Source organism: Acinetobacter sp. FDAARGOS_515, from assembly GCF_003938865.1.
GTDB classification, from domain to species: Bacteria; Pseudomonadota; Gammaproteobacteria; order Pseudomonadales; family Moraxellaceae; genus Acinetobacter; species Acinetobacter ursingii.
Map to the genome: position 1 here is coordinate 320,662 of NZ_RKIX01000003.1, position 25,308 is coordinate 345,969.

17 protein-coding genes are annotated in these 25,308 nt (G+C 40.1%); 11 read left to right on the forward strand and 6 right to left on the reverse strand.

The genetic code is table 11. The features are described 5' to 3' along the window. Positions 1-14 precede the first annotated feature (14 nt). A complete protein-coding gene (locus EGS47_RS03010; protein ID WP_005003144.1) occupies positions 15-584 on the forward strand; it encodes a PilZ domain-containing protein in 570 nt (189 codons plus the stop codon). Between the two features lie 17 nt (positions 585-601). On the opposite strand, the gene EGS47_RS03015 is transcribed toward EGS47_RS03010, so the two are convergent. Beyond that, positions 602-1,537 (reverse strand): DMT family transporter, encoded by a 936-nt coding sequence (locus tag EGS47_RS03015; protein ID WP_005003143.1) that lies wholly within the window; start codon positions 1,535-1,537, stop codon positions 602-604. Positions 1,538-1,546: 9 nt separating this feature from the next. Then, positions 1,547-2,020: a YaiI/YqxD family protein gene (locus EGS47_RS03020; protein ID WP_004990454.1), complete on the reverse strand. Its 474-nt coding sequence runs from the start codon at positions 2,018-2,020 to the stop codon at positions 1,547-1,549. 172 nt (positions 2,021-2,192) lie between these two features. Here EGS47_RS03020 and EGS47_RS03025 point away from each other — a divergent pair, with 172 nt between their 5' ends. After that, complete coding sequence (locus tag EGS47_RS03025) at positions 2,193-3,131, forward strand: hypothetical protein (RefSeq protein WP_035272230.1); 939 nt, start codon at positions 2,193-2,195, stop codon at positions 3,129-3,131. Between the two features lie 261 nt (positions 3,132-3,392). Here EGS47_RS03025 and serC read toward each other — a convergent pair whose 3' ends face one another. After that, the gene (gene serC, locus EGS47_RS03030; protein WP_005003140.1) at positions 3,393-4,472 is read right to left on the reverse strand and encodes a 3-phosphoserine/phosphohydroxythreonine transaminase; all 1,080 of its coding nucleotides are present in this window, start codon (positions 4,470-4,472) and stop codon (positions 3,393-3,395) included. A gap of 304 nt (positions 4,473-4,776) precedes the next feature. Here serC and EGS47_RS03035 point away from each other — a divergent pair, with 304 nt between their 5' ends. From EGS47_RS03035 to EGS47_RS03050, 4 genes are read left to right on the forward strand one after another with little or no spacing between them, the layout of a single operon-like run. Then, complete coding sequence (locus EGS47_RS03035; RefSeq protein ID WP_005003139.1) at positions 4,777-6,276, forward strand: TolC family protein; 1,500 nt, start codon at positions 4,777-4,779, stop codon at positions 6,274-6,276. A gap of 10 nt (positions 6,277-6,286) precedes the next feature. Beyond that, positions 6,287-7,411 carry an HlyD family secretion protein gene (locus EGS47_RS03040; RefSeq protein WP_005003138.1) on the forward strand — a complete coding sequence of 375 codons (1,125 nt, stop codon included), beginning with the start codon at positions 6,287-6,289 and terminating at the stop codon, positions 7,409-7,411. Between the two features lie 2 nt (positions 7,412-7,413). Continuing rightward, positions 7,414-8,547 (forward strand): ABC transporter permease, encoded by a 1,134-nt coding sequence (locus EGS47_RS03045; protein WP_005003137.1) that lies wholly within the window; start codon positions 7,414-7,416, stop codon positions 8,545-8,547. After that, positions 8,540-9,652 (forward strand): ABC transporter permease, encoded by a 1,113-nt coding sequence (locus EGS47_RS03050; protein WP_005003136.1) that lies wholly within the window; start codon positions 8,540-8,542, stop codon positions 9,650-9,652. Before EGS47_RS03045 ends, EGS47_RS03050 begins: the two co-directional genes overlap by 8 nt. A gap of 43 nt (positions 9,653-9,695) precedes the next feature. Here EGS47_RS03050 and tpgA read toward each other — a convergent pair whose 3' ends face one another. From tpgA to EGS47_RS03065, 3 genes are all read right to left on the reverse strand, one after another. After that, positions 9,696-10,490 carry a trimeric autotransporter adhesin/peptidogylcan-associated protein TpgA gene (gene tpgA / locus EGS47_RS03055; RefSeq protein ID WP_004990470.1) on the reverse strand — a complete coding sequence of 265 codons (795 nt, stop codon included), beginning with the start codon at positions 10,488-10,490 and terminating at the stop codon, positions 9,696-9,698. A gap of 70 nt (positions 10,491-10,560) precedes the next feature. Beyond that, positions 10,561-13,116, reverse strand: coding sequence for a YadA-like family protein (locus EGS47_RS03060; protein ID WP_228711791.1), 2,556 nt, complete (start codon positions 13,114-13,116; stop codon positions 10,561-10,563). A gap of 6 nt (positions 13,117-13,122) precedes the next feature. After that, positions 13,123-18,822 carry an ESPR-type extended signal peptide-containing protein gene (locus EGS47_RS03065; RefSeq protein WP_125269169.1) on the reverse strand — a complete coding sequence of 1,900 codons (5,700 nt, stop codon included), beginning with the start codon at positions 18,820-18,822 and terminating at the stop codon, positions 13,123-13,125. A gap of 311 nt (positions 18,823-19,133) precedes the next feature. Between EGS47_RS03065 and EGS47_RS03070 the strand changes: the two genes are divergently transcribed. From EGS47_RS03070 to EGS47_RS03090, 5 genes are all read left to right on the forward strand, one after another. Continuing rightward, entirely contained in the window at positions 19,134-19,709 is a 576-nt protein-coding gene (locus tag EGS47_RS03070; RefSeq protein ID WP_171455408.1) for a 5-formyltetrahydrofolate cyclo-ligase, read from the forward strand. 132 nt (positions 19,710-19,841) lie between these two features. Continuing rightward, positions 19,842-22,268 (forward strand): endopeptidase La, encoded by a 2,427-nt coding sequence (gene lon, locus EGS47_RS03075; protein ID WP_119686532.1) that lies wholly within the window; start codon positions 19,842-19,844, stop codon positions 22,266-22,268. Positions 22,269-22,401: 133 nt separating this feature from the next. Then, positions 22,402-23,556 carry an IS4 family transposase gene (locus EGS47_RS03080; RefSeq protein WP_005003123.1) on the forward strand — a complete coding sequence of 385 codons (1,155 nt, stop codon included), beginning with the start codon at positions 22,402-22,404 and terminating at the stop codon, positions 23,554-23,556. Between the two features lie 313 nt (positions 23,557-23,869). Continuing rightward, positions 23,870-24,349 carry a 23S rRNA (pseudouridine(1915)-N(3))-methyltransferase RlmH gene (rlmH, locus tag EGS47_RS03085; RefSeq protein ID WP_125269171.1) on the forward strand — a complete coding sequence of 160 codons (480 nt, stop codon included), beginning with the start codon at positions 23,870-23,872 and terminating at the stop codon, positions 24,347-24,349. An 81-nt stretch (positions 24,350-24,430) separates the two neighbouring features. Then, on the forward strand, positions 24,431-25,207 hold the full coding sequence (locus tag EGS47_RS03090) for a DODA-type extradiol aromatic ring-opening family dioxygenase (protein WP_125269172.1): 777 nt from the start codon (positions 24,431-24,433) through the stop codon (positions 25,205-25,207). Positions 25,208-25,308 lie beyond the last annotated feature (101 nt).

A 25,308-nucleotide genomic window follows, 5' to 3' on the forward strand; every position in this document is an offset into this window, starting at 1 on the left:
GAGGTAATTTCATTATGGAAAATTCACAGCATTCGAGTGGTATAACTGAACGCCGTGTCATGTCTCGTATAGATGCTGCGTTAAGAATCAACTATCAGATTATTTCTGATGCAGTTGCGCTTAACGATCCTTACGATCCAAGTTTTGTTTTGCCGCGCTATTTTCTACTACTTGCAGAATTAGATCAAATTGATCATGCGTTTAGCTACGAATTAGAACAATTAAATCAAAAAGATCAACAAATTGCTCGTATCTTATCTTTATTTAATCAAAAATTGAATTTAATTACGGGTTCTCTGTACGACTCTATCGTTCAATCCATCTTACCAAGTACTGAACAAGTCAATGTCTCTGAAACTGGACTCAGTTTTTATGCATCTGAGTCATTAAATGAAAGCACTTATATTCATATCACCCTTAGTCATCCTGACAACTATTTTCATATCGCGGTGACGGCTCAAGTGGTATATAGCATTCCTGAAGATGATCATAAATTTAAAACAGGGGTTTATTTTATTACCTTGCATCCACACGATCGAGTGAAGCTAGCAGAATGTATTGCGGAACAAATATTAAACGACTAACTAAATCTTTATGAAGGTTATTCGTTTTCAAATGATTGCTTGGAATTTTGCTGTTTTAAGTGCATTTGTAATCTACGACTGGCTTGTAAATCTTTATAAAAATATAGAAATAACCCAATTAAAATAATCGCCGCGCCTATCACCCCAAACATGGATAGTTTTTCGTGATTGACCAAAACACCAACCAACATGGCCAAAAGTGGTGTCATGACATTGGTGAGTGATAAAGTCGTCGCTTTGATATTGCGTACCAATTTAAAATAACAAAACATCGCGATCAACGATGCCATAATCACGGTATAAATTAAGGCCAATAACGATTTAGCTTCAGGTAGATGTGTGGGTGCATATTGCCAAATCCACGGCATCAAACAAATTGCTCCTAAAGCTGAGACTAAAATCGACCCTGTTGCCTGTGCCATCGGTTGTACATTGGCATTGACTTTCTTGACCCAAAAAATGGATAGACAATACATAAATACACTGATCAGCATTAAACCAATCCCAATGGGCTGAATATTCTGCTCAGATCCAGCAAAACAAATCAGTGCAAGCCCAGAAATCGCCACAAACATTCCTAGCCATTGCAATCGATTCAGATGTTGATTCAAAGCAAAATGCGCCATTAGTCCTGCAATAATCGGCGCTAGACCAAACATTAACGCGATAATTCCCGAACTTAAATATTGTGTTGCGATATAGGTAAAAATCTGCGAACCAATCAGACTAAAAGAACCCGCCACATAACTCTGTAGTGCAACTTTGTCGGTAGGAAATTTAACTTTGAGAAAAAACAATAAAATCGCAGCAATGGGTAAAGCAATAAAAAAACGTAACGCCATTGCCCATAATATATAAATATCAGACACGCTCCACACAATCGCAAGAGGCGTAGTGGCCCAGATAAACACCAACACAACATAGGTTATGACAATGTTACGTTTAGATAGCATTCTGGATTCTCATGCTGTTTTACGCTTTTGTTTCAAAATGGTTTGATCCAAAGCACTCGAAAACTCTCGTTTATCCCGTTCAGATATTGGCGGTGGCCCACCTGTTTGTACACCTGCGCCGCGCAAGGTATCCATAAAATCACGAAGATGTAGACGCGCCTTAACATTTGCTGTGGTATAAACCTCACCACGCGGATGAATCGCAACGCCGCCTTTTTCAATCACTTGCGCTGCAAGCGGAATATCTTGCGTAATGACAATGTCATTTTCTTGCATCCGCTCCACAATTTCTTGATCTGCCTGATCTGCACCACTCATGACTTGAATGGATTTAATTCGAACTGATGGTGTAATCCCGACATTTTGATTGGCGACGAAGGTCACTTCGAGTTGATAACGATCAGATGCCCGTAAAATCACTTCACGCAGAATTTTAGGCAATGCATCTGCATCTACCCATAACTTGAATGCTAACAACTGCATGTCTCTTGGACGAAAATAAGCAATATTTTAACAGATTCAGTTTTGCGCATGGATATTTATTCGGGTGAAAAATCCTGATGTTTTTTTTACATAATTACAGTGCTAGACTTGAAAAAACCAAGATATGCTCGATTTAATATATCAAGTTATCCATTTTCGATTCACAGCCAATATGAAAAATCAAAACAGCCCTGAAATCATTCACATTGAAGAAAATAATTTTGGCAGTCATGCGCAGCACTGGACACTTCTTTCTACCCAGCCTGAGCAAGATGTCCCAAAATGGTTGGGCTTGGCTTTAGATAGCCCTGTTATGCCGATGGGGATTTGTGAATGTGAAGAAGAAATAGATCAGGCTTTTTGGCTCATTCAAGGCCCTGCAAAGTCTCCTATTCAACTGAATCAGATTATTGCAGTTGAAAATAATAAACCAAAAGCATTAAAAACTGCATTTCCTACATTTGAAAGTCCGTATAAATTTAATGCGACCATTGATCGAATTATTACTTCGGATTCTGCGACTCAAGCAGTATTACGACTAAAAGTAAATGCAAACACGATTATTTATGCCTTTGATAATTTATATGCTGTCAATCATGGCCATTATCAAAAAGATCAAAATTATCAGGTTCAACTCAATGCTTGGGCCTATGAGTTAGAACAGGTAGCGGATAATGAAACGATTATTGTGGATGATCCAGCCTCAATTAAACATCATCGAGCATTAAATGATATTTTAGCTGAACATAATGGCGTGGCACCTGAAAATTTACAGGAACTGATTAATGCATGGGAGCCGAAAACCCCTGAAGATAAAGAACCTGTCACTGTTGATTTTTCTAAAATGGTGGCCTATTTATATGGCGAAACAATGGGTCAGGAAGATGAAGCGTGGTTTCAGGGTAATATTGTAGGTAAAACTTCCATGACGTTTATGAATGAGGAATATACCCTTTATGATGTCACTTTAGTTTTAGAAGATAATCTGCCTGCAACATTAATTCGTATTGCAACAAAACAACATTTGTATAAAAACTTTGAAATTGGGCAGTATATTCGCGGCAACCTCTGGATTCAGGCGAATATTTATGCTAAAACTACGAATAATTAATATATTTTCACAATAATTTAATTATTAGGCTCATTAATGAAAATTATTCGAGAACAACAAAGCTATAGTCTCATCCAATTTAGTGGTCAACGAATTAAGTTGGACAAAGGCGCCTTTTGCTTTTTTATTCTTGGAATGTTTCTCGCAGCCATGATTTTTTACCATTTTGGCTTATTAGCTGCCTAATTTTATTGGTTTTTTGATATATCAAATATGCAAAACAAAGCCCTCACATTTTGAGGGCTTTATTTTTTTGCTCAATTAACCATTGCGTCGAGCAAAGTCATCCATAAAGTTCACCAAAGCTTGTACACCTTCAATCGGAACAGCATTATAAATACTCGCACGCATCCCACCGACTGAGCGGTGTCCCGCCAGATTTAACAAATGATTTTCTTCAGCTTCTTTCAAAAACAGTTTTTCCAGAGCTTCGTCTGCCAGAGTAAATGGCACATTCATAATTGAACGATTCGCTTCAGCTATCGGGTTATTATAAAAGTCGCTGGCATCGATATAACCATAAAGCAATTTGGCTTTTTCCAGATTCACCTGATGAATAGCCTCTATCCCACCCTGTTCGAGTAACCAATCAAAAACCAAACCAGACAAATACCATGAATAAGTCGCAGGCGTATTCACCATTGAATCATTTTTTGCTTGTGCAGAATATTTCAAAATACTAGGAATCTCTGAACGAGATTGATCCAATAAATCATCCCGAACAATGACGATCGTTAAACCCGCTGGACCAATATTTTTTTGCGCACCCGCGTAAATCAAACCGAACTTGGATACATCAATTGGCGCAGACAAAATACTTGAAGACAAATCAGATACTAAAGGTGCATTCACCTCTGGAACACCCGCGAACTGTAAACCGCCAATAGTTTCATTATCAGCATAATGTACATAGGCAGCATCTTGAGATAAATTCCATTCGCTTTGGTCTTTAATCGCCAGTTTGCCATTGAGCGTTGTACCCGCTTCTACGATATTGATCTCGCCATAACGCTGTGCTTCTTTTAAGGCTTTTTCTGACCAAATCCCAGTATGAATATAGTCTGCTTTAGGATTTTTACCCAAAAGATTGAGTGGAATCGCTGAAAATTGAAGTGATGCCCCGCCCTGTAAAAATAAAACCTGATAATTTTCAGGAATATTCATCAGTTTACGCAAGTCCGCTTCAGCTTTTTCCGCAACCGCGACATAATCTTTACTGCGATGACTCATTTCCATGATGGAAAGGCCCTTACCGTGCCAGTCCAATAACTCAGCTTGAGCTTTTTCTAAAACGGCAGTGGGTAATGCAGCAGGACCAGCACAGAAATTGTACGCGCGCATGATTTTTCCTTTGTTAGAGTGAAACAAAACTGAATGTGGCATTTAACCATATCTTGAAGTTTCGTGCAGTAATTGAACCCATAAATATTTCAATATGAACTGCTAAGTCTCTTGATTTAGTCTATTCAAAATCTTAATTTAGGCTAATATCAAACTGACAATCTCCTGCTTGATCAAGATTAGGGTTTGATTTGGACTTGATCAGCGGTTTAAGCCTGTTATACAAATGTATTGTAAACAATTCAATAACTTACTTTTATAAATAATCGATTACACTAGCTGAAAATATTAAAAGTTGTTTTCTATGAAATTTAGACGTCAGGTTTATACAACAAAACCAACCTTCTTGACGCAGACTTTATTCAAGATCATGGCGGTTGGATTAGGTTTTACAGGCTTGTGCGCTCAAGTACAAGCCCAAAGTTATAGCTATGCACAAGCTGAACAGCAAGTGCTTGAAAACTCGTACACCTCTCAGGCCAATCAAGCCCTGCAAAGTTCTGCAAAATTGGATGCCGAAGCTGTAAAAGGTTTGGGGCTACCACGGATTGATTTGAATGTTCGCGCCTATAAATTTCACAACGAAGTAGATGTGCCATTAAATTCATTTAAACAGGGCATTGAAAATGCGCTGAATGAGAAACTCGATAACCAGTTGAATGAATGGGAAAATGTGATTCCTCCTAATATCATTGGTGATATTGAAAATGGAGTCAGTGGTGTTATTCATGATGGCGTCAACATGGTTCCTAATTACGCCAATTTAATCTTACAAGATGAACAAATCAGATCATCTATCTCGATGGTCATGCCGCTTTATACAGGCGGCTTACTCAAATCAACCAAACAAATTGCAGCGATCCAATCACAACGTTCAGAACTTAATACCGAGCAACAACAAGACGTACAACGCTTTGAAATGATTCAGGCTTATTTCAATGTGCAATTACAACAGCAATTGCTGAAATCTAGTCAATTTAATTTTAATGCCATGCAACGGCATTTGGATAATGCTCTCAAACTTGAAAAACAGGGCTTTTTAAGTAAAGGACAGCGCATGCAGTTTGAAGTGGCAAGGAACAATGCGCAGCGTTTATTGCAAAATGCACAGGCAAATTTACAAAGTAGTCAGTTTCAACTCAATAATCTGCTCAGAACCAATCAAGTGAATCAACTTACTACGCCGTTATTTGTTAACAAAGCCCAAACTCAATCATTAGACAATTTAATGGCCACCTATCCAGAACAGTCCAGTCTGGTGCGTAAAATGCAAATGGATACTCAAATTGCCAATGAAAATGTTCGAGCTCAACAAGCCGCCAAAAAACCAAATTTATTTGCTTTTGGTGAATATAGCCTCGATGATAAAGAAAACTGGATCGTTGGTATTGCAGCTCGCTATAACTTATTTTCAGGCATTGATAAAAGTAAAAGTATCCATTCTGCCGAACTTAAACGTTATGCTACAGAATTACTTACGGCACGTACCAAACAAGAAATTGAAAATGTGCTGAATAAATCTTATAGCGAACTTCATTCAGCACAACAGACCCATAGTTTACTTTTACAAAACCAAAAAGCGGCACAGGAAAATTTACGCATTCAAGAGCTGTCCTTTAAAGAAGATATGGGTACTGCAACACAAGTGATTGATGCTCAAAATGCCTTAAATGCTTTAGATAGCGAAATGGCGCTCAATGCCTATAAATATATTTTATCATTGGCGACTTTATTACAAAGTCACGGATCGATTTCAAACTTTAAAGCTTATGTAAACCAACCAAATACCGATTTCATTCGTTAAAGGAGAGGACATGATGAATCAAGATCAACCACCATCTGACGCTCAACATCCAGATTCCTCTTCTAATCCAGAGAATACAGAAGCAAAACCTGATCAGATCGAGCAAAATCAAACGGAACAACAGCAAAGTAAGTCTGAAAAACCTAAAAACAAAGGACTCTTGAAAGTCATCGTTGCAATTGTGGTGTTATTACTCCTGGGACTGATTGCTTATGGATTATGGAAAGCCTACCAACCCAAACAAGTACAAGTGCAAGGTCGAGTAGAAGCTGAAACCTTACATATCAGTACCAAAGTGCCTAGTAGGATCGAACAAGTTTATGTCTCTGAAGGGCAAAAAGTAAAAAAAGGACAGGAACTGGTGTTGTTAACTAGCCCTGAAATTCAGGCAAAGAAACAGCAAGCTCTGGCTGCCTTACAATCTGCACAAGCGCTGCAATCCACGGCTGAACGTGGTTCACAGCAAGAAAACATTGAGACGTTGTATGCCAATTGGAAAAGTGTACAGGCACAGGCAGAACTGGCCACTAAAACCTATCAACGTGGAGCCGTGCTCTATCAAGAAGGTGTAATTTCACGGCAACGTCGTGATGAAATGTATGCTGCTCAACAATCTGCCAAAGCACTCAGCGAAGCAACTTATCAACAATATGCCCGAGCCAAACGCGGCAGCACCCCTGAACAAAAATCAATGGCGGATGCGCAGGTTGAAATTGCTCAGGCTGCATTAGCAGAAGCTAACGCACTTGAAGGTGAAACCAAACTGTATTCACCTGTCAATGGAACTATTTCTAAAACTTACGGCAAACCATCCGAGCTGGTCGCGACCGCTGTACCCGTGGTTAGTATTTTGGAAGATGATGAACTTTGGGTGAGTTTAAATGTGCGTGAAGATCAATATCGCTCGGTGTATAAAGCCAAGACTCTAGAAGGTTATATTCCTGCGCTCAATCAAAAAGTCGAGTTTAAAATTAAAAATATTGATGCGGAAGGTGAATTCGCCACGATTAAAACCACGCGCCAAACAGGTGGTTATGACATTCGTAGTTTTAAACTACATTTAGTCCCAGAACATGCCATACCAGATTTGAAGGTAGGAATGAGTGTGGTCTTTAAAGTGACTGAGGCAAAATAAACATGCTGGCCAGTATGTTACGAGAGCTACGCTATCTCCTTCACAATAAGTGGGATCTGGCAATGGTGGTGATTGCCCCACTATTTATCATTTTGTTATTTGGTAGCATGTTTTATACGGGCAAACCTGATCATCTACCCATTGCCGTCATCGATCAGGATCAGAGTGAACTCAGTCGTAACATTAGTCGTGATTTATCACTCAATCATACCCTCGATGTAAAATATCAAACTCAAAACCAGACTGAAGTTGAGAATTTACTCAACCAAACCAAAATCTGGGGTTATGTCCATATCCCTGCGGGCGCAGAACAGCGTTTGGTCAATGCACAGGATGCCCAAATTAGTATAGTGTTTAATCAGTCATTTTTTAGTGTGGGAAATACGGTTTCATCGGCCATGCTTTTGTCTGTTTTGAATGGCATGGCAGATTTTGCTGGAGAAAGTTATCTGGGAAATGTGCTGCCTTACCTCAGTATGCCAACACCCAACGTTAAAATTTCAACTTTATATAATCCAAATTTAAGTTATGAATTTTACTTAGAACCTTTTGTTATTCCTGCTATTTTACATTTATTACTATGTTGCTGTGTGGCATTTGCGATTGGACAGGAATTAAAAAGAGAAACTGTACCTGACTGGGCAAACCAAGATGATTATATCCAAGCACTTTTTGCAAAAATATTGGTTTATGTGGTGATTTATACTTTCTGGACTTGGGCATGGATGTTTTGGTTGATCGAAATTAGAGGTTGGTTTGTTGCGGGAAGCTTAGTGATGATACTGGCAGGACAAATTTTACTGTATTTTGCCTATGCCTTTATTAGTTCAACGGTAGTGCTTGCCAGTAAAAATTTAGGACGAACTTTTGGGTTTATTGCAGTTTATGGAGGCTCATCGTTAAGCTTTGCGGGTGTCACATTACCATTAAATAATGCTCCCATTTTTACTCAGTTTTGGTCAATGATCATTCCTTATACCCCTTATGCACGTTTACAAACAGAGCAATGGGTTGTAGGGAGTGATATCTCAATTTCAGTTTGGTCTTTTCTCATCTTACTGGGCTATTGTCTATTTTATTTTGCGCTGAGTGTGTTACTCATGAAAAAGTTAGTGAAGGAGCAAAGCAATGCATAATTTCTTTCACTATTATCTTGAAACATTTAAAAATATTTTTAAAAACTCATCTATTTTGACCACCGTCATTTTATCTGTTTTCTTTTATAGTATCTTTTATCCAACGGCCTATAAGGCAGAACACGCTGAATCTCTTCCTATCGTCATTGTAGATGAAGAACAGAGTGTCGTCACTTCAACGATCATTACTCAAGTTGCCAATAGTCCTGATGTGAAGATTAAAGCAGTTACTGGTAATTTTCTTGAAGCCGAACAAATGGTGCGTAACCAAAAAGCGGATGGCATCTTGTATTTACCCAACAATTTGTCTAACAGTATTCAACGCGGCGAAGTTGGAGGGATCGGACTTTATATCAGTACTGCCTACTTTTTAAAAACCAAAGATATTGGATTAGGCTTAGCCACTGCGATTGAAAATGCGATTCGTGAACAAGCCGAACGCTTTGGAAAAATTTCACATTTCAAACCCGAACTTTCAATCCACCAAATCCCTTTGTTTAATACCTTATCAGGTTATGGAAGTTATATTTTCCCTGCGGTCGCACCTGTGATTATTCATCAAACCATCGTTTTAGGTTTGGGCATGTTGATTGGCGGTTTTCGAGAAAAAAACTGGCGTCCGAAAGCAAGTGAATTTTGGGGAATTTTTGCCTGCTTTTTTACCATAGGTTGCTTAGGTTGTTTTTATTTATTCGGCTTCATTTTTTGGGTTAATGACTATCCACGTGGCGGAAACTTCTGGGGAATGCTGTTGGCTGTACCCATTTTCGTCAGTTGTGTCAGTGGATTAGGTCTACTTTTTGGTTCACTCTTGGATATGTCTGAACGAGCTGGACTTTTTCTGGTTTCGACCTCTATTCCCTTATTTTTATTAACAGGCATTGCCTGGCCTATTCAAGCAATGCCGTTATGGATACAGGGTTTTACTTGGCTTTTGCCTTCCACGCATGCTGTTCAATTGTTTATACAACTCAATCAGATGGGTACCCAAACTTATTTTGTATTACCTAAACTGATCTTTTTGAGCTGTGCCGCAGGGACTTTCTTATTCATTGCTTATTATCGTTTAGTGATGCATCCCAAAGTGTTATCAAATAAGTCTTAAAAAAAGTACGCCTCAAGCGTACTTTTTTATCAATTTGCTTGACTTACCAATTTACATTGACACGGCGATTGGGTTCTAGACATTCAACCAGTTGAGACTTATCTGAGTTTGTCCCACATTGTTGATAGGCAGTGGTCTGATTTTTCGCTTCTATCTTTATACGATTAGAATCAATGCCATATTGCGTCAACAATGTCGCTACCGTTTGTGCGCGTTTTGCAGAAAGTTTTTGGTTATAGGCATAAGACCCTAATCGGTCGGTATAACCCGCAACAATCACAGGACGATGATCTTGTGAATGATTAATCTGTTCTGCAATTTCTTTGACCGAATCTACTCCAGTTGTAATTCCTGCAACATCTGAGCGATCAAAAGCGAATAGGATATCTTTTGATCGAACGGGTGCTGGAGCAACAGGTACTGGAGTTGGGGTTAAAGTTGGTGCTGGATTGCTAGGATGTATTAAAGCTTCACAATCCTGACCTTTCCAAGATAATCGCTCAGCCTTGTTGTTCTTGTCAAAATCAATACGAAGCTGGCAACGTTTATAATCATTACTGTTCGGTACACGAATATCCAACACATAATTCCAGACTTTTGCACCAAAAATTCCTTCATTAAATTGTGGATTACCTAATAGGTGCCTGATCTGGTCTTTATTCAATCCAGTATCTAAACGAACTACATCAGCCACTTCATAACGCAATACCTGTTTAAGATAGCTTTTACTGATGTCAGGGAAAGTAATTTGTTCTGTCGTTGCCGTCGGTTCAGCTGCTGTTGCAGACATCATAAAGCCCAACATTGCAGCGAACATAAAAGTTTTTTTGATTTGCATAGCTTTTGTTCTCTTTAATATTTTTGTGAAAGGAGATGGCCCATCCATCTCCTGTTGAGCATTCATGAAATTAATCAATCACACCACTGATACCCACACGGACACTTGGATCTCCCTGCGACGCTGCTGCAACACCGCCTGTAATTGACCAGCGACCATTATCCGCAGTTTTACGCAAGGTTGCACCGACTGCATTTTCTCCACCATGATAAGCAGCGCCTACAGCATAGGTAAATTTACCCGCAACAAAAGGCGCTCCTTCCAGTGCCATCGCAGAAGCAATACCTGCATTGGCTTTTTTCTCGACATCATCAATACGGCCGTTTACGTTATAGAACACTTGTTCCAAACGATCTCCAAGATTGGTAATTCGATTTCCAAGATTGATATCTGCCTGATTTAATGCACCCAATGCATCTCCGACATTGTTATAACTTCCATTATTTACATTGTAGGTAGGGCCAGTAAATTGACCATTTTCATACTTGGCACCCCCACCCAGCGAGTTCACGATATATTGATTCGAGGTATTTAATTGCGAACCATTGACAGCATCTTTGGATGTGCTGGAAATTTCACCCGGTGCCACATTTGTGATTTTATGATTGCCTGCATTGATACCATTTTGGTCAATATTTACATCGCCAACTTTCACATTATTTGCAGTCACGGTATTTGAGGTGACCGAGTTAAATTTCACATCATCTGCGGTCGCAACGGTATATTCTTTACCGCCATTACTATTGGTACTTTCTTTAACCGTAATATTTTGACCTGCTTCAACAGTGCTATGTTGACCTGCTTTTTGATTGATTGATCCAATCGCATCATTAATGTTGGTTGCACCCGTGCCTCCAATATTGGTAATGGTATTGCCATCGCCTCCCTGAAATGCACCATCACCGATAATGTCATGAATCTGGCTGCCATTGACTGCATCTTTACTGCCTTGAGCAATGCTACCTTCTGCAACACCAGTGACTTTATTGCCAGCTGCATCGATACCATTTTTGGTTACACTTGGCCCACCATTGATGGTTAAACCATTGTTATTCACTGTTGTATCACCAGCCTTCACACTATCAACTTGAATATCTTTCGCCAAGTCAACCGTAATGTTATTGCCTGTGTTATTGACTTTGATATTGCCGTCTTTATTGGCAAAATCCACAGTATCCGTTGGTTTTACCTGACTTGCATTTTGACCATTGGTGGAAACTGTCCAACCTTTATTGGCATTTTGGGCGGTGTCATTGATCGATTTGATCGCATCATTGATGTTATTTTGTCCAGTATCCCCAATATTATTATTGGTATATGTCCCAGTATTAGGATCATAAGTGGTATTGCCACCAATAATATTTTGAACACCGCTACCCAGATCGTGAAGCTGACTGCCATTTACCACATCTTTTGAATTTGCTGCGATGGTTCCCGCTTCTACACCCGTAATTTTATTGGTGGTTTTGTCAATGACCACATTGCCGACCGTTACTTTATCAAAATTCACTTCTGGCGTGGTGGTAACAGTCACCTTGTCGCCATTTTGAATAAGCTCCACGTTATCGCCAGAAATCATGGTAAATCTTTGATTCGGCTTAATCGTTTGAAGTGATGAATTTACGGTTTGCCCCTTACCTGATGTAGCTGTAGTAAACACCCATCCTTCTTCTGCAATCGCTTTTACATCATTTAACTGATTCACATTGACTGCATCCGTTCCATTTTTACCTGGGGCCACATTGCTAATAATTTGGTTACCCGCATTAATTCCACCTAAAGAGATCGATGGAGTATTAGACAAAGGTAAACCTGTAATAGGGTCAACAAATCTTAGACCGCTCTTATCAATAACTGTTCCACCAGCATTCACACTATCTAGCAGCAAATCTTTACTCAGACTAAAGTCAATGGTCGTGGTTCCATTACTATTAGTCGCTGCAACCTTAAGATTCTTTTCGTCATTCGCGAGACCTATATCGACAGTATCTTCTGGTTTAACTTGAGTAGATGCTAAAGTTGAATCTGATTTAACATTCCAGCCTTTATTGGCATTTTGAGCAACGTCACTAACCGATTTAAGCTGCTCTTCTGTGGCCGCTTGCTTTTGGTTATAGGTTGCATTCGGATCCCATGTGGTATTGGTTAACCCGCTAACTCGACCTGTGGCCCCATTAATAATAACTGGGTTTGATCCAGCCCCAACCGTAATTTGTGATGCACCTACGGTGGTCGTATTTGTTCCATCAGACACCACGGTACCATCTACCGTACTGCTATTTGATTTTGCACCATCTTTTAGTTCAACCTTGCCGTCAGTCACTTTACTGTTACCAACCGTTAAACTACCCGCTTTGCTCAAATCTATATTTTTGGAAAGCTCAACGGCAACCTGACCATTCACGACTTTGGTGGTGATATTGCTATCGGCACCTACAATATCAATGGTTTCGCCTAACTTCTTATTAACCGTATTACTATCCGCTGCTTTTAGGCCAAAACCTGAATCAGTTAAACCTGTCTGGATCGTCTTTAATTGTTCTTCTGTCGCTGCACGACCTACGGTTGCAAAGTCCGAACTTGTCGTGGTTTTATTGGTTAAGCCTGTAACATTGCCAGAGGTCACACTGGTCTAACCCACTGTCAATCCATTGTCAGTCAAGGTATTAGAGCCCACTTTGACTTCATTATTTTTTATGCTAGAAGATCCAACTGTTAAACTTCCTGCTGAAGTCAAATTCACATCAGGATTTAGATTTACAGTCAGATTATTCGCTGTAGCAGCTAATTTGATGTTACCGTCTGTGTTATTAAAGTCCAAGGTATCATCTGGTGCAATCTTCTGCGCAGCTGATGCGACTCCTCCTTTGTTTGTTGAAGTGAATTTCCAGCCTTTATTGGCATTTTGAGCAACGTCACTAACCGATTTAAGCTGCTCTTCTGTGGCCGCTTGATTTTGGTTATAGGTTGCATTCGGATCCCATGTGGTATTGGTTAATCCACTAACACGACCTGTGGCTCCATTAATAATAATTGGGTTTGATCCAGCCCCAACCGTAATTTGAGATGCACCTACGGTGGTCGTATTTGTGCCATCAGACACCACGGTACCATCTACCGTACTGCTATTTGATTTTGCACCATCTTTTAGTTCAACCTTGCCGTCAGTCACTTTAGTGTTACCAACCGTTAAACTACCCGCTTTGCTCAAATCTATATTTTTGGAAAGCTCAACGGCAACCTGACCATTCACGACTTTGGTGGTGATATTGCTATCGGCGCCTACAATATCAATGGTTTCGCCTAACTTTTTATTAACCGTATTACTATCCGCCGCCTTAAGACCAAAACCTGAATCAGTTAAACCTGTCTGGATCGTCTTTAATTGTTCTTCTGTCGCTGCACGACCTACGGTTGCAAAGTCCGAACTTGTCGTGGTTTTATTGGTTAAGCCTGTAATTTGACCGGTGTTACCATTAATCGTAACAGGACTTCCTCCAGTCGCAGGCCCGACTTTAACCACAGGCTCCAGACCAAACGTAATTTGATTATTTCCAGTATTGGTCACTTTAATATTAGTATCAGTTGCACTGAAATCAACATTTTCACCTAAGGCAATCGTATCCTTAGCGGCTGTATTTCCATTTGAACTGACGGTAAAGCCTTTATCTATAATGCCTTTGATCTGACTACCATTTACAGCATCCATTGAAGTATCAGTGATTGCTCCAGCGCCAACATTGGTAATCTTATTGGTTCCCGCATTGATACCTGTCGCGCTGATACTTGGTGAATTTGGAATAGCCCCACCACTCGAATTAACAAACGTTAATCCCTTGCTATCAATCACTGTACCCGCGGCATTTACACTATTAAGTTTGATGTCTTTAGAAAGTTTGACCGTCAGTTTGTTGTTGGTGCTATCTGCAACGACACCAATATTATTATCGGTTAAATTTGTTGCGACAGATTCACCACCAACAATACTGAGCTGCTGACCCAATTTACGTTGAACATTTACACCCGCGTTATCCCCTGTGAATGTAAGTGGTGTCGCAAGTTGATCTTCCGTAGCTGCCCGTCCAGTTGTGTAATTATTTGGATCAAAGGTTTTATTGGTTAAACCAGTAATGGTTCCATTTTTACCATTAACACTAATAGTGGCGCCTCCAGACTGCCCCCCAATATTCACCACTTCGGCCAGTTTTAGATCAACATTTGTACCTGAATGGCTGACTGTAATATTTTTATCACTATTGGAGAAATCTACTGTTGCGTCTGGCGCTACATTAGACTTGTTGGCTGTATCTTTATTGGTCGTGATGTTCCAACCTTTATTGGCTGTATCATTCACCAGCTTTAACTGCTCTTCTGTCGCTGCTCGTCCTTGCGTTGCAAATCCAGATACAGTTAAAGTTTTATTGGTTAACCCAGTTAAAGTTCCTGTTGACCCACTAAGCACGACATTATTGGCAGCATTCTTTAATGTAATGCTATTTGCATCGATCGTATTACTGCTCGCACCTGCTGTCATTACAGTATTGGTCGATGTACTCACATTGCTATTATTGGAGGAATCTTTTATTTCCACTTTTCCATCTGTTAATTTAGTAGTTCCAACCGTTAAACTACCCGCATTGGTTAAATTCACATCTTTCGCCAGTTTTAACTGCAAAGTATCGGAGCCATTGGCGACCACACCAATATTACCCTCGGTTAATGTACCACTTGCACCACCCGTAACTTTAAGCTGATCACCCAACTTACGATCAACTTTTGTACCACTATCACCAGCAAAGCTAAGTGGTTTTTGTACCTCTTCCTGTACTGCAAAGAGTTGACTGCCGTTAACAGCATCAGTACTTGTAGCAGTCACACGACCAGCAGCAACATTGATAATTTGTCTTTCATTATCCTTTGTTCCAACACTGACAGTAGATAAACCTGCACCAGAACCTGCATAGTTATAATCTCGACCATTAATGGTGCTTTTCGTCGTTTGGTTATAATCACCTGATACCGAATTACTTCCTAAGGCTACAGCGTTGGCATGATTATTATTAACCGTTGTATTACTACCTAATGCAATTGAATTTTCTGCATAAGCATTTGCATTTGTACCTGTAGCAATTGCATTTTTTGCATATGCGGTTGCTGTTTTTCCAATGGCAATTGCTTGTTGAGCTTGAGAAACAGCACCATTACCCAGTGCCACTGCATCACTTGCAGAAGCCCGAGCCTGATTACCAATTGCGGTACTATTTTCTGATGAAGCAGAAGCTCCAGTGCCTAAAGCCAGAGCATTGAGCGCAGAGGCATTTGCCGCTGTACCCATTGCATTTGCATCTTTTGCCTGAGCTTTTGCATTGTCACCTATTGCATTTGCACTTTGTCCCGATGATGATGCTTTATTCCCGATCGCTGTGGTATTTTCAGCGGATGAAGTGGCTTGTCTTCCGATAGAAATACCTTGCTCACCCTGAGTTAATGCTTCATTACCAATTGCAACGCCATTGTCCTGACTTACAATCGCCTTTCGACCAATTACAATCGCTTGGTCTGAATTTTGTACTTCTGCATCACTACCAATGGCAATAGCGTAATTTGTTGTACTGCTCGTTGCATCAGTCTGAACATTTTTACCGATCCCAATACTATCGATACCTTTGGTACTGACTAAAGTTCCTAAAGCGATATTGTTAATATCTGCCGTGGTATTTTCTTTACCGATAGCAATCGAACTTTCACCTTTCGCTCGAGTTCCACTATTACCAATTGCAATACCATTTAAAGCCTCAGTACGAACGTTTGAACCTAAGGCAATACTGTTTTCTGCGACAGCCGTAGTTCCAGTACTTGGACCAATTGCCACAGAATTATTTGCAATCGCTTGGTCACTTAACTTATTCGCTCCATCAGTGCTATTGATGGACACATATTTGACTGTGGCATCTTTCGCAAGCGCTTTGACCTGTCCTAAATTAACGGCTTGATCATCATTGGTCGCTGTCGCAACATTGTTGATGGTTGTTCCTTTTCCGCCATTCGGACCCAGATTAATTTCATTTTGAGCCTGATTTGTGTAGGTGACATAATAATCAGTCGGTAAAGTTCCTCCACCTCCCCCTCCAGCGGCAATCGCCGCGACAATACTTCCGTAGGTTTTACCATTAATATCAATTTCACCAAATTTCCCATCGGTGGAACCTGTCAAACCCAATATAGAAGAAACGTCATTATGTAATTGAGTCAATTGGCTCACATTCACAGCATCTGTTGGATTTCCCCCTGGCGCAACATTGGTAATCCTTCGAGTTGTTGTTCCATTTCCGACCGAAACAACACTATAACCAACCGTTGCAACATCAGGAATCGTGTCAGAGACTAAATAGGCTTTCGTCGTCGAATTAGCACTAGCATCACTATTTATACCCAACGCAATATTATTGGCAGCTGCTTGGGTATTGGCACCGAGTGCAATACCGCCTGTGCCCGTGACTTGAGCATTGTATCCCACAATTGTAGCATCGGTTCCCGAAGTGACTTTAGACGAGTTTCCAACTACAACAGACTGGCTAGAGCTTTTGGTTTCTGAGCCTAGTGTCACTGAACGTGTAATGGCTCCTCCATTTGTATTACTATTGCGTCCAATGGAAATATTATCATCGCCATTAATGCCACTTCCCGCTGCAATCCCTATGGCAATATTACTATCCGAACTAGAATTATTATCTGGAGATAAATTAGAACCTGCGCCACTGCCAATGGCAATGTTTTGATTACCAACGACATTTTGTCCTGAATTTTTACCAATCGCGATATGTTCTACACGGTCAGTGGTTGAACCTTGTGATGATCCTACGCCTGCATTTTCACCAATGGCAATCCCAGAACTGGTGTCTGCAATTGCGCCTTTACCAATTGCAATCGTATTGGAGCGAGAGGAAGAAGCCTGAGTCCCAATGGCTACTGCATTACTCGCTGACGCACTATTACGATCCCCAATTGCGATACTGGAACTACCATTTGCATTATTGTTAGAACCTAAAGCGACACTCGAAGTTGCACTTGAACTATTCATTGAACCCAGAGCGACACTGGAATTTCCAGTTGCAAGATTCGAGGTTCCGAGTGCAAGACTGGCTTCTCCACCTGCCAGATTGGCACCACTACTCAGTAGTGCAATAAAAGCATTTCTTTGATCAGGTGTTACAGCAGTACCATTAATTTCGGTAATGGTATCTGGCGTTGAACCCGTCGCTGTCACAGGAATTCCATCAATAGCAGTGAGTTGATTGTTATTATTACTATCGTTAGTTAACACTGGCGTTCTAGGCTGACCAGTACTTGCGCCAATGGCGGTACTGTATTTTCCTAAGGCAGCAGATTCTTTACCAATCGCGACGTTATTTTCCTGATAGGCAATCGATTTTTGACCAACGCTAATACTACCAAGACCATTGGCTTGCGATGTATTGCCAACCGCTATTGAATTATCACCATTTGCAGTTGCTAAAGGTCCAATTGCGGTAGAGTCCTCACCTAAAGCACTCGCATCAGCTTCTGTTGATTTTGTTCTAAAATACTGAATACCATCATAATTATTCCCAATCACCAGATTTTTGATCTGACCATAGTTGACCGCATCACTATCAGCAGTACCATTGGCAAGTCCAGTGATTTTCTTATTATTTAAATTGGCACCATTATTTAAGTTAGCATTGCCTGTTACCGTCAGTGCTCCACCAATGCTTGTATTACCTGTGGTGGTAAGCGTATTGAAATTCACATCATCCGCAGTTTTAACGGTATAAATGGTTTGCCCATTACTTCCAGTAGTTGGAGTTACATTAATATTTTTGCCTTGCACAACTTCCGTCTTTGCAGCTGTTACTTCTGCCTTGGAAGCTTTGGTAGCTAATCCTGTGGTTCCGTTATTTACTTGATTATTCAAGTTATTAAAATCAGTTTGGGAGGCTTTTCCATTTACTGTTGTTGTCAGATTATCTAAATCAGTTTGCGAAGCTTTGCTGGCCAAACCTGTAGTTGTATTATTAACTTTACTATTCAAATCATTGAGAGAGGCGCCACTATCGGTAGTCACATCCGAACCAGTAATCGTGCCGGTAGCTGTTATTTTACCTGCGACATTTAAATCTTCATTGATATCCTGTGAATGAGCTGAAACTGTAATGATCGCAGCAGTTGCAACCACTACACTTCCTGCTATTTTTTTTACAGTTTTTGATTTGCCTTTGGATTTAGCTAACTCAGAAACCGCAACCCAAGCTCCCAAAGAAGCGTTCCATATGACTCTGTATACTTTGTTCATTATTTGTTACCGCCAGTAAAGTAAGTTATAGGATTTTTTGATTTTGGCTAAAGTCTATAACTAATATAATGATAAGTCCATCACACTAAAAATAATAAACTTGATTTAAATCATATATATTGTTAAGTTTTTATTTTTAATCCCTATATATAATTTAATATAATTAATAGGAAGTGTGGATTTTCTATTAAATTTTGTATTTAGACTTAATTTATTAGGTTAATTAAATTATTTTTTTGATAAAATTCATGTGAGATATTCTTTTAATTTTGTGTGTTTATTTGTTAGAGAGTTGGCATTTTGTAAAAAATATGAAAAATCTTCGTAAAACTTTAGCTCAGAAGCGCAAACAGCTAAACAAATTTCAGCAAAAGAACTCAACTTCGGCGGCATTATTCTTTTTTAGAAAATTTTTAATAATGACTCGTCATCAAAAAATCGGTCTTTACCTACACGCTTTTGGCGAAGTTCACACCCAACTTTTAATTGAAGAATGTTATAAATTAAAAAAACAAGTTTATTTACCCATGATCTGTAATATGAATAATAAATTGGTCTGGGTAAAAGTGAGTTCTCATCAATATCATAATCAGCGTTTTTCTCATCATCCTTTAGGTATGAAAGAACCCATGACAAGTCGTGGTTATTCTGTGTCTCATCTTGATTTAGTGGTAATGCCTTTAGTGGCCTGTGATCATCATGGAACCCGAATGGGAATGGGCGGTGGTTTTTATGACCGAACATTGGCAACATCACCATATCAACCATTCCGTTTAGGTTTGGCTCACACGTTTCAATTGCTTGATCAAACCTTGCCCCGTCAAGCATGGGATCAGCCGTTGGATGCACTCCTCACACCTCATGGTATCTATCGTTTTAAGCGTTAAACCTTTCAGCATACTAATTCCGACTGATTTGCTTATTTTTTTGCATTTTCTATATGAATGCCCTTGTAATTTTCAAAATACACATCACTATAAAAAACATGGCAACATCGTTGTCACTCATTAGGAGTGCCCATGTCTGAAAATATTATGAATGTAGAAACCTTAGAGCCTCAGGTTCCAAGTGTATTACCGCTTTTAGCGTTGCGTGATGTTGTGGTTTATCCACACATGCAAATTGCGCTATTCGTGGGTCGTGAAAAATCGATCAATGCAGTGGATGTGGCTCGTAACAGTGACAATTTAGTATTTGTAGTTGCACAAAAAGATTCTCTTACTGAAGAAATTGATCACGACAACCTTTATCAATACGGTACTGTCGCGAAGATTGTGCAAGTTGTGAATCACGAAAATGATGAAAACTGTATTAAGGTCTTAATCGAAGGTCTTTACCGTTCAAAATTAACCAAAATTATTGATGAAGATAGCCATCTAACGGCCGAACATCAATTAAGTCCGATGACGGTTAATATGGACAAACAAGATCAGGAAACTCGTTTGCAGGAGTTACGTACTTTATTTGCTCAATACGCAGAAGCAAAATTACGTAATGCCCGTGAACTGGTGACGGCTGCAAATAAAATCGACGACTTATTACAACTCATGTTTTTTGTCGCGACTCGTGTGCCTTTAAATATCGATGTAAAACAGAAATTTCTGGAACATGATGAATTTGAAGCACATTTGCAAGAGCTAACGACCTATTTAACTCAACAATCTGCTGAACAACAAATCGAGCAAACCTTACATGACAATGTAAAACGCCAAATGGAAAAAAACCAGCGCGAATACTTTCTCAATGAAAAAATGAAAGTGATTCAGCGTGAGCTTTCCGATATGAATGGCGGTGCTGAAGATGACGTTGCTGAAATTGAAAAACGTCTGGTTGAAGCAGATTTACCTGAGCATGTTCGTAAAAAAGCCGAAGCGGAGTTTCGCAAGTTAAAAGCAATGCAACCAGCTTCGAGCGAAGCGGCTGTGGTTCGTAATTATCTTGAAGTGATTCTGGATACCCCGTGGAATACTGCTAGCAAAGTCAGTATTAACCTGAAAAAAGCACAGGAAATACTGGATGCGGATCACTATGGTTTAGATGATGTCAAAGATCGTATTGTGGAATATCTGGCAGTTCAGTCTCGTGTGAAAAAACTTCGTGGTCCAATTTTGTGTTTAGTTGGCCCTCCAGGTGTAGGTAAAACCTCACTGGGCGAGTCTATCGCAAAAGCTACTGGTCGTGAGTTTGTGCGTATGGCTTTGGGTGGTGTACGTGACGAAGCTGAGATTCGTGGTCACCGTCGTACTTATATTGGTGCGATGCCGGGTAAAATTGTGCAGTCATTGACCAAAGTCGGCGTGAAGAATCCATTATTCTTGCTCGACGAAATTGACAAGATGGCACAGGATTATCGTGGTGATCCTGCTTCTGCCCTGCTCGAAGTTCTAGATCCATCACAAAACAGCAAGTTTAACGATCACTATCTTGATCTTGATTTGGACTTGTCAGAAGTGATGTTTATCTGTACAGCGAACAGCATGAATATTCCAGAAGCCCTACTGGATCGTATGGAAGTCATTCGCTTACCGGGTTATACCGAGGAAGAGAAAGTTAATATTGCTGAACGTTACCTCGTTCCTAAAGCAATTAAAGACAATGGCTTACGTAGCAGTGAATTGACCGTTCATGAAGAAGCGATTCGCGATATTGTACGTCGCTACACACGTGAAGCGGGTGTGCGTAGTTTAGAGCGTGAAGTTTCTAAAATTGCACGTAAAGTGGTAAAAGAAGCGGTGAGCAAGAAGTCGAAAAACTTGCACATTGATGTCACAGGTGAAAATCTGCCAGATTACTTAGGTGCGCATAAATTTGACTATGGTATGGCTGAAGATGAAGCTCAAGTCGGTCGCGTTAATGGTTTGGCTTGGACTTCGGTCGGTGGTGAGTTATTGACCATTGAAGTGGCAGCAGTTAAAGGTAAAGGTAAATTCATTACTACAGGTTCGCTTGGTGATGTAATGAAAGAATCGATTACCGCTGCAATGACCGTGGTTCGTACTCGTGCAGATGAACTGGGAATCGAAGCGTCTCGTTTTGAAGAAACTGATGTCCATGTTCACTTGCCTGAAGGTGCGACACCAAAAGATGGCCCTTCTGCTGGATTGGCATTAACAACCGCATTGGTTTCTGCATTTACTGGGATTCCAATCCGCGCTGATATTGCCATGACAGGTGAAACGTCTTTACGTGGTAATGCACTGCGTATTGGTGGCTTGAAAGAAAAACTTTTGGCAGCACACCGTGGCGGAATTAAGTTGGTATTTATTCCGCAAGATAACGTGCGTGATCTGGCTGAAATTCCAGATAATGTCAAAGAAGGTCTGGAAATTAAAGCCGTGAAAAGCATCGATGAGATTCTGCCGCTAGCTTTAACTGAACAACCCAAACCATTGGCAAAAACGCCGATCGTAAAACCAGTTGAAGAGTCAAAAGCTGCACGTCATTAATCTCATACTATGTCAATCAAAAAGAGAGCTCAGGCCACTGCTGTCCCATAGTTAAACTTAAATAAAAAAACCTGAGTCCAAAGTAGTTAAAATATAAGTGCGAACAAACACTTCAACTACAAGGATTCAGGTTTTGTCACATCAGAATACCGTATTTCATCAATTACTCAAACCCATTCTAAGACAAGATTTTGAACGTCTGGCTAAACTGCACCACTCTGGGCAAAAATTAAGATCAGCCACCCGCTGGGATCAGTTTGTTGCCATATTGATGTCCCAACTTTCTTGTCGGCAAAGCTTAAGAGACATTCAATCCAATCTCGAATCCCAGCAGGAAAAGCTCTATCATCTTGGCGCGAAGAGAATTGCGCGAAGCACCTTAGCAAGACTCAACGAAGAACAGCCCGCCAGCCTGTATCAGCAATTGTTCACACAGCTGCTTCAGCGCTGTGAAAACTCTAAAACTGCACATAAATTTAGATTCAAAAATCCGCTGTATTCACTAGATGCCAGTCATATTGATCTTTCACTGTCATTGTGCGCATGGGCAAAAGTGCATGAATCCAAAGCCAGTATTAAACTCAGTGTTGGCTTAAATCACAGCAATACCATTCCTGAATTTGTAGCGCTTGGGGATGGTATTGAAAATGATATGGTGCAAGGCAGAGCATTTAAATTTCCTGCTGGCAGCATTATCGTCTTTGATAAAGGATATGTTGATTATCAATGGTTTGCTCAGTTGACACTTCAGAACGTCAGCTTTGTAACCCGGCTACGCCCAAAGACAGTTTATCAAGTTAAATCAAGCCGCAGCGTATTAGAGACTAAAGGGATTATTGCGGATGAATGTATTGAATTGAGCAGTGCGCATGCCAAGAAAAGAGGCGCACCTGAATTATTAAGACGTATAGAGTTTTATGATACAGATAAGAAAAGAACATTCGAATTTCTGAGCAACAACTTTCATCTGGCAGCATCCACCATTGCTGCAATTTATAAAGATCGCTGGAAGATTGAGTTATTCTTTAAAGCCATCAAGCAGAATTTAAAACTGAAGTCATTTCTAGGTCGAAGCCGCAATGCGATACAAACGCAAATATGGATTGCATTAATTGCCTATTTGCTGGTGAACTTCGCTAAACACATGGCACAAGAAGGATGGAGTGTTCAGCGTTTACTGAGAATTATTCAGGTCAATTTATTTGAAAGGAAACTTTTAAGGTCACTCTTTGTGCCTGATAAAAAATGGCGAAAACAAGAAGAACCTCAATTGAGGTTCTTCTTGTGATATTTGTGGGACAGCAGTGAGCTCAGGCTCTCTTTTTTACATTTATTAGGTTGAAAATTGATCAATTAACCCCATAATAAAAGTAACAATTCATCATTTTCACTTGTTGAATTTAGTCTGGTCATCTGATTCTCCAGACAGATGACCTTTTAACCGCAGCCCCTTCACGCTTTTTGTGGGCTGCGTTTTTTTAATGTACTTAGTTTTTTGTCTAAGGCTTAATCATTCAAATAGATAGAATTACAATCGACATGAAGCCCGCTAAGATCCTCGTTATACTTAGATTTGTTCGCATTGTGCATCGAGCCATATTATGAAAATTCGCATCCTCACGATTGGTCAGAAAATGCCAGCTTGGGTACTCACGGGTTTTGAAGATTATTTCAAACGTATCCAACCTTTTGTGCAGACTCAAGTGATTGAGCTACCAATGGCAAAACGTGGAAAAAATGATTCAGAAGCCGATATTTTAAAATATTGCCAGATTGAAGGTGAAAGTATTCTGAATGCACTCAAACCGAATGAAACTCTAATTGCACTGGAAGTTGGCGGACGTGAGCTAAGCACAGAAAAACTTGCAGAGACGATGAAGTCATGGATGCTGGAAGGCAATGATGTAGCTTTAGCCATTGGTGGTCCAGATGGATTATCTGATCGAGTCCGTCAAGCTGCTGCTTGGCATTGGTCTTTATCTAAGCTCACGATGCCACACCCGATGGTTCGGATTTTATTAATTGAGCAACTTTATCGAGCCATGAGCATCAACCACAATCATCCTTATCATCGCGCTTGATGCATCGTTTGAGACAAAATTATCAAACTAAAACGTTATATGTTTGGCAAGATCAATTGATATTTGTATGAGGTAAACAGCATGAATTTACAAACACTTCCCGGGCTATTTATCTCTCATGGTTCACCTATGCTTGCACTGGATCCTGAACAAATCGGGCCAGCTTTACACCGTTTGAGTTTTAATTTACCTAAACCTCAAGCGATTATCATCATGTCTGCACACTGGGAAAGTCAGTCTCTGGAAATCAGTACTTCAATGCGTCCACAAACATGGCATGATTTTCGTGGCTTTCCCAAAGAACTCTATCAAATTCATTACCCTGCGCCAGGTCAACCAGAACTGGCTGAGGAAATTTTAAAATTACTGGCCGAACAACACATTCCTGCTCATGCCAATAGCACCCGACCACGTGATCATGGAGTTTGGATGCCGTTATTGCATATGTATCCTGAGGCGGATATACCCGTCATTGAAATTTCATTGCCGATGAACATGAATGCAGATGAAATTTATCAAATTGGCAAAGTCCTTGCTCCGTTACGCGAACGCCAAATTCTCTTAATTGGTTCAGGCAGCATCACCCATAATTTGGCAGAATTATCATGGGATGGAAATGCTCAACATGTTCCCGAATGGGCTTCCTCTTTTCGTAATTATGTGGTCAATAAACTGACTCATCAAGATTATGATACTGTGCTGAATTGGCCAGATATTCCATATGTTGAACGTAATCATCCCACTCTGGAACATTTTGCTCCTTTATTTTTTGCGATGGGAACAGGCAATCGTTTTTCGATTGTACATAGTAGTTTTTCTATGGGAGCGCTAGGCATGGATATTTATCGGTTTGACTAACTTTGACGAATAGAACTCTCATTCCTCTTTCTTAAATCTTGATGAATTTGACAGGATACTCGGTGTAGTCATTGTTGCAAAATAGATACAATCTGAAACTG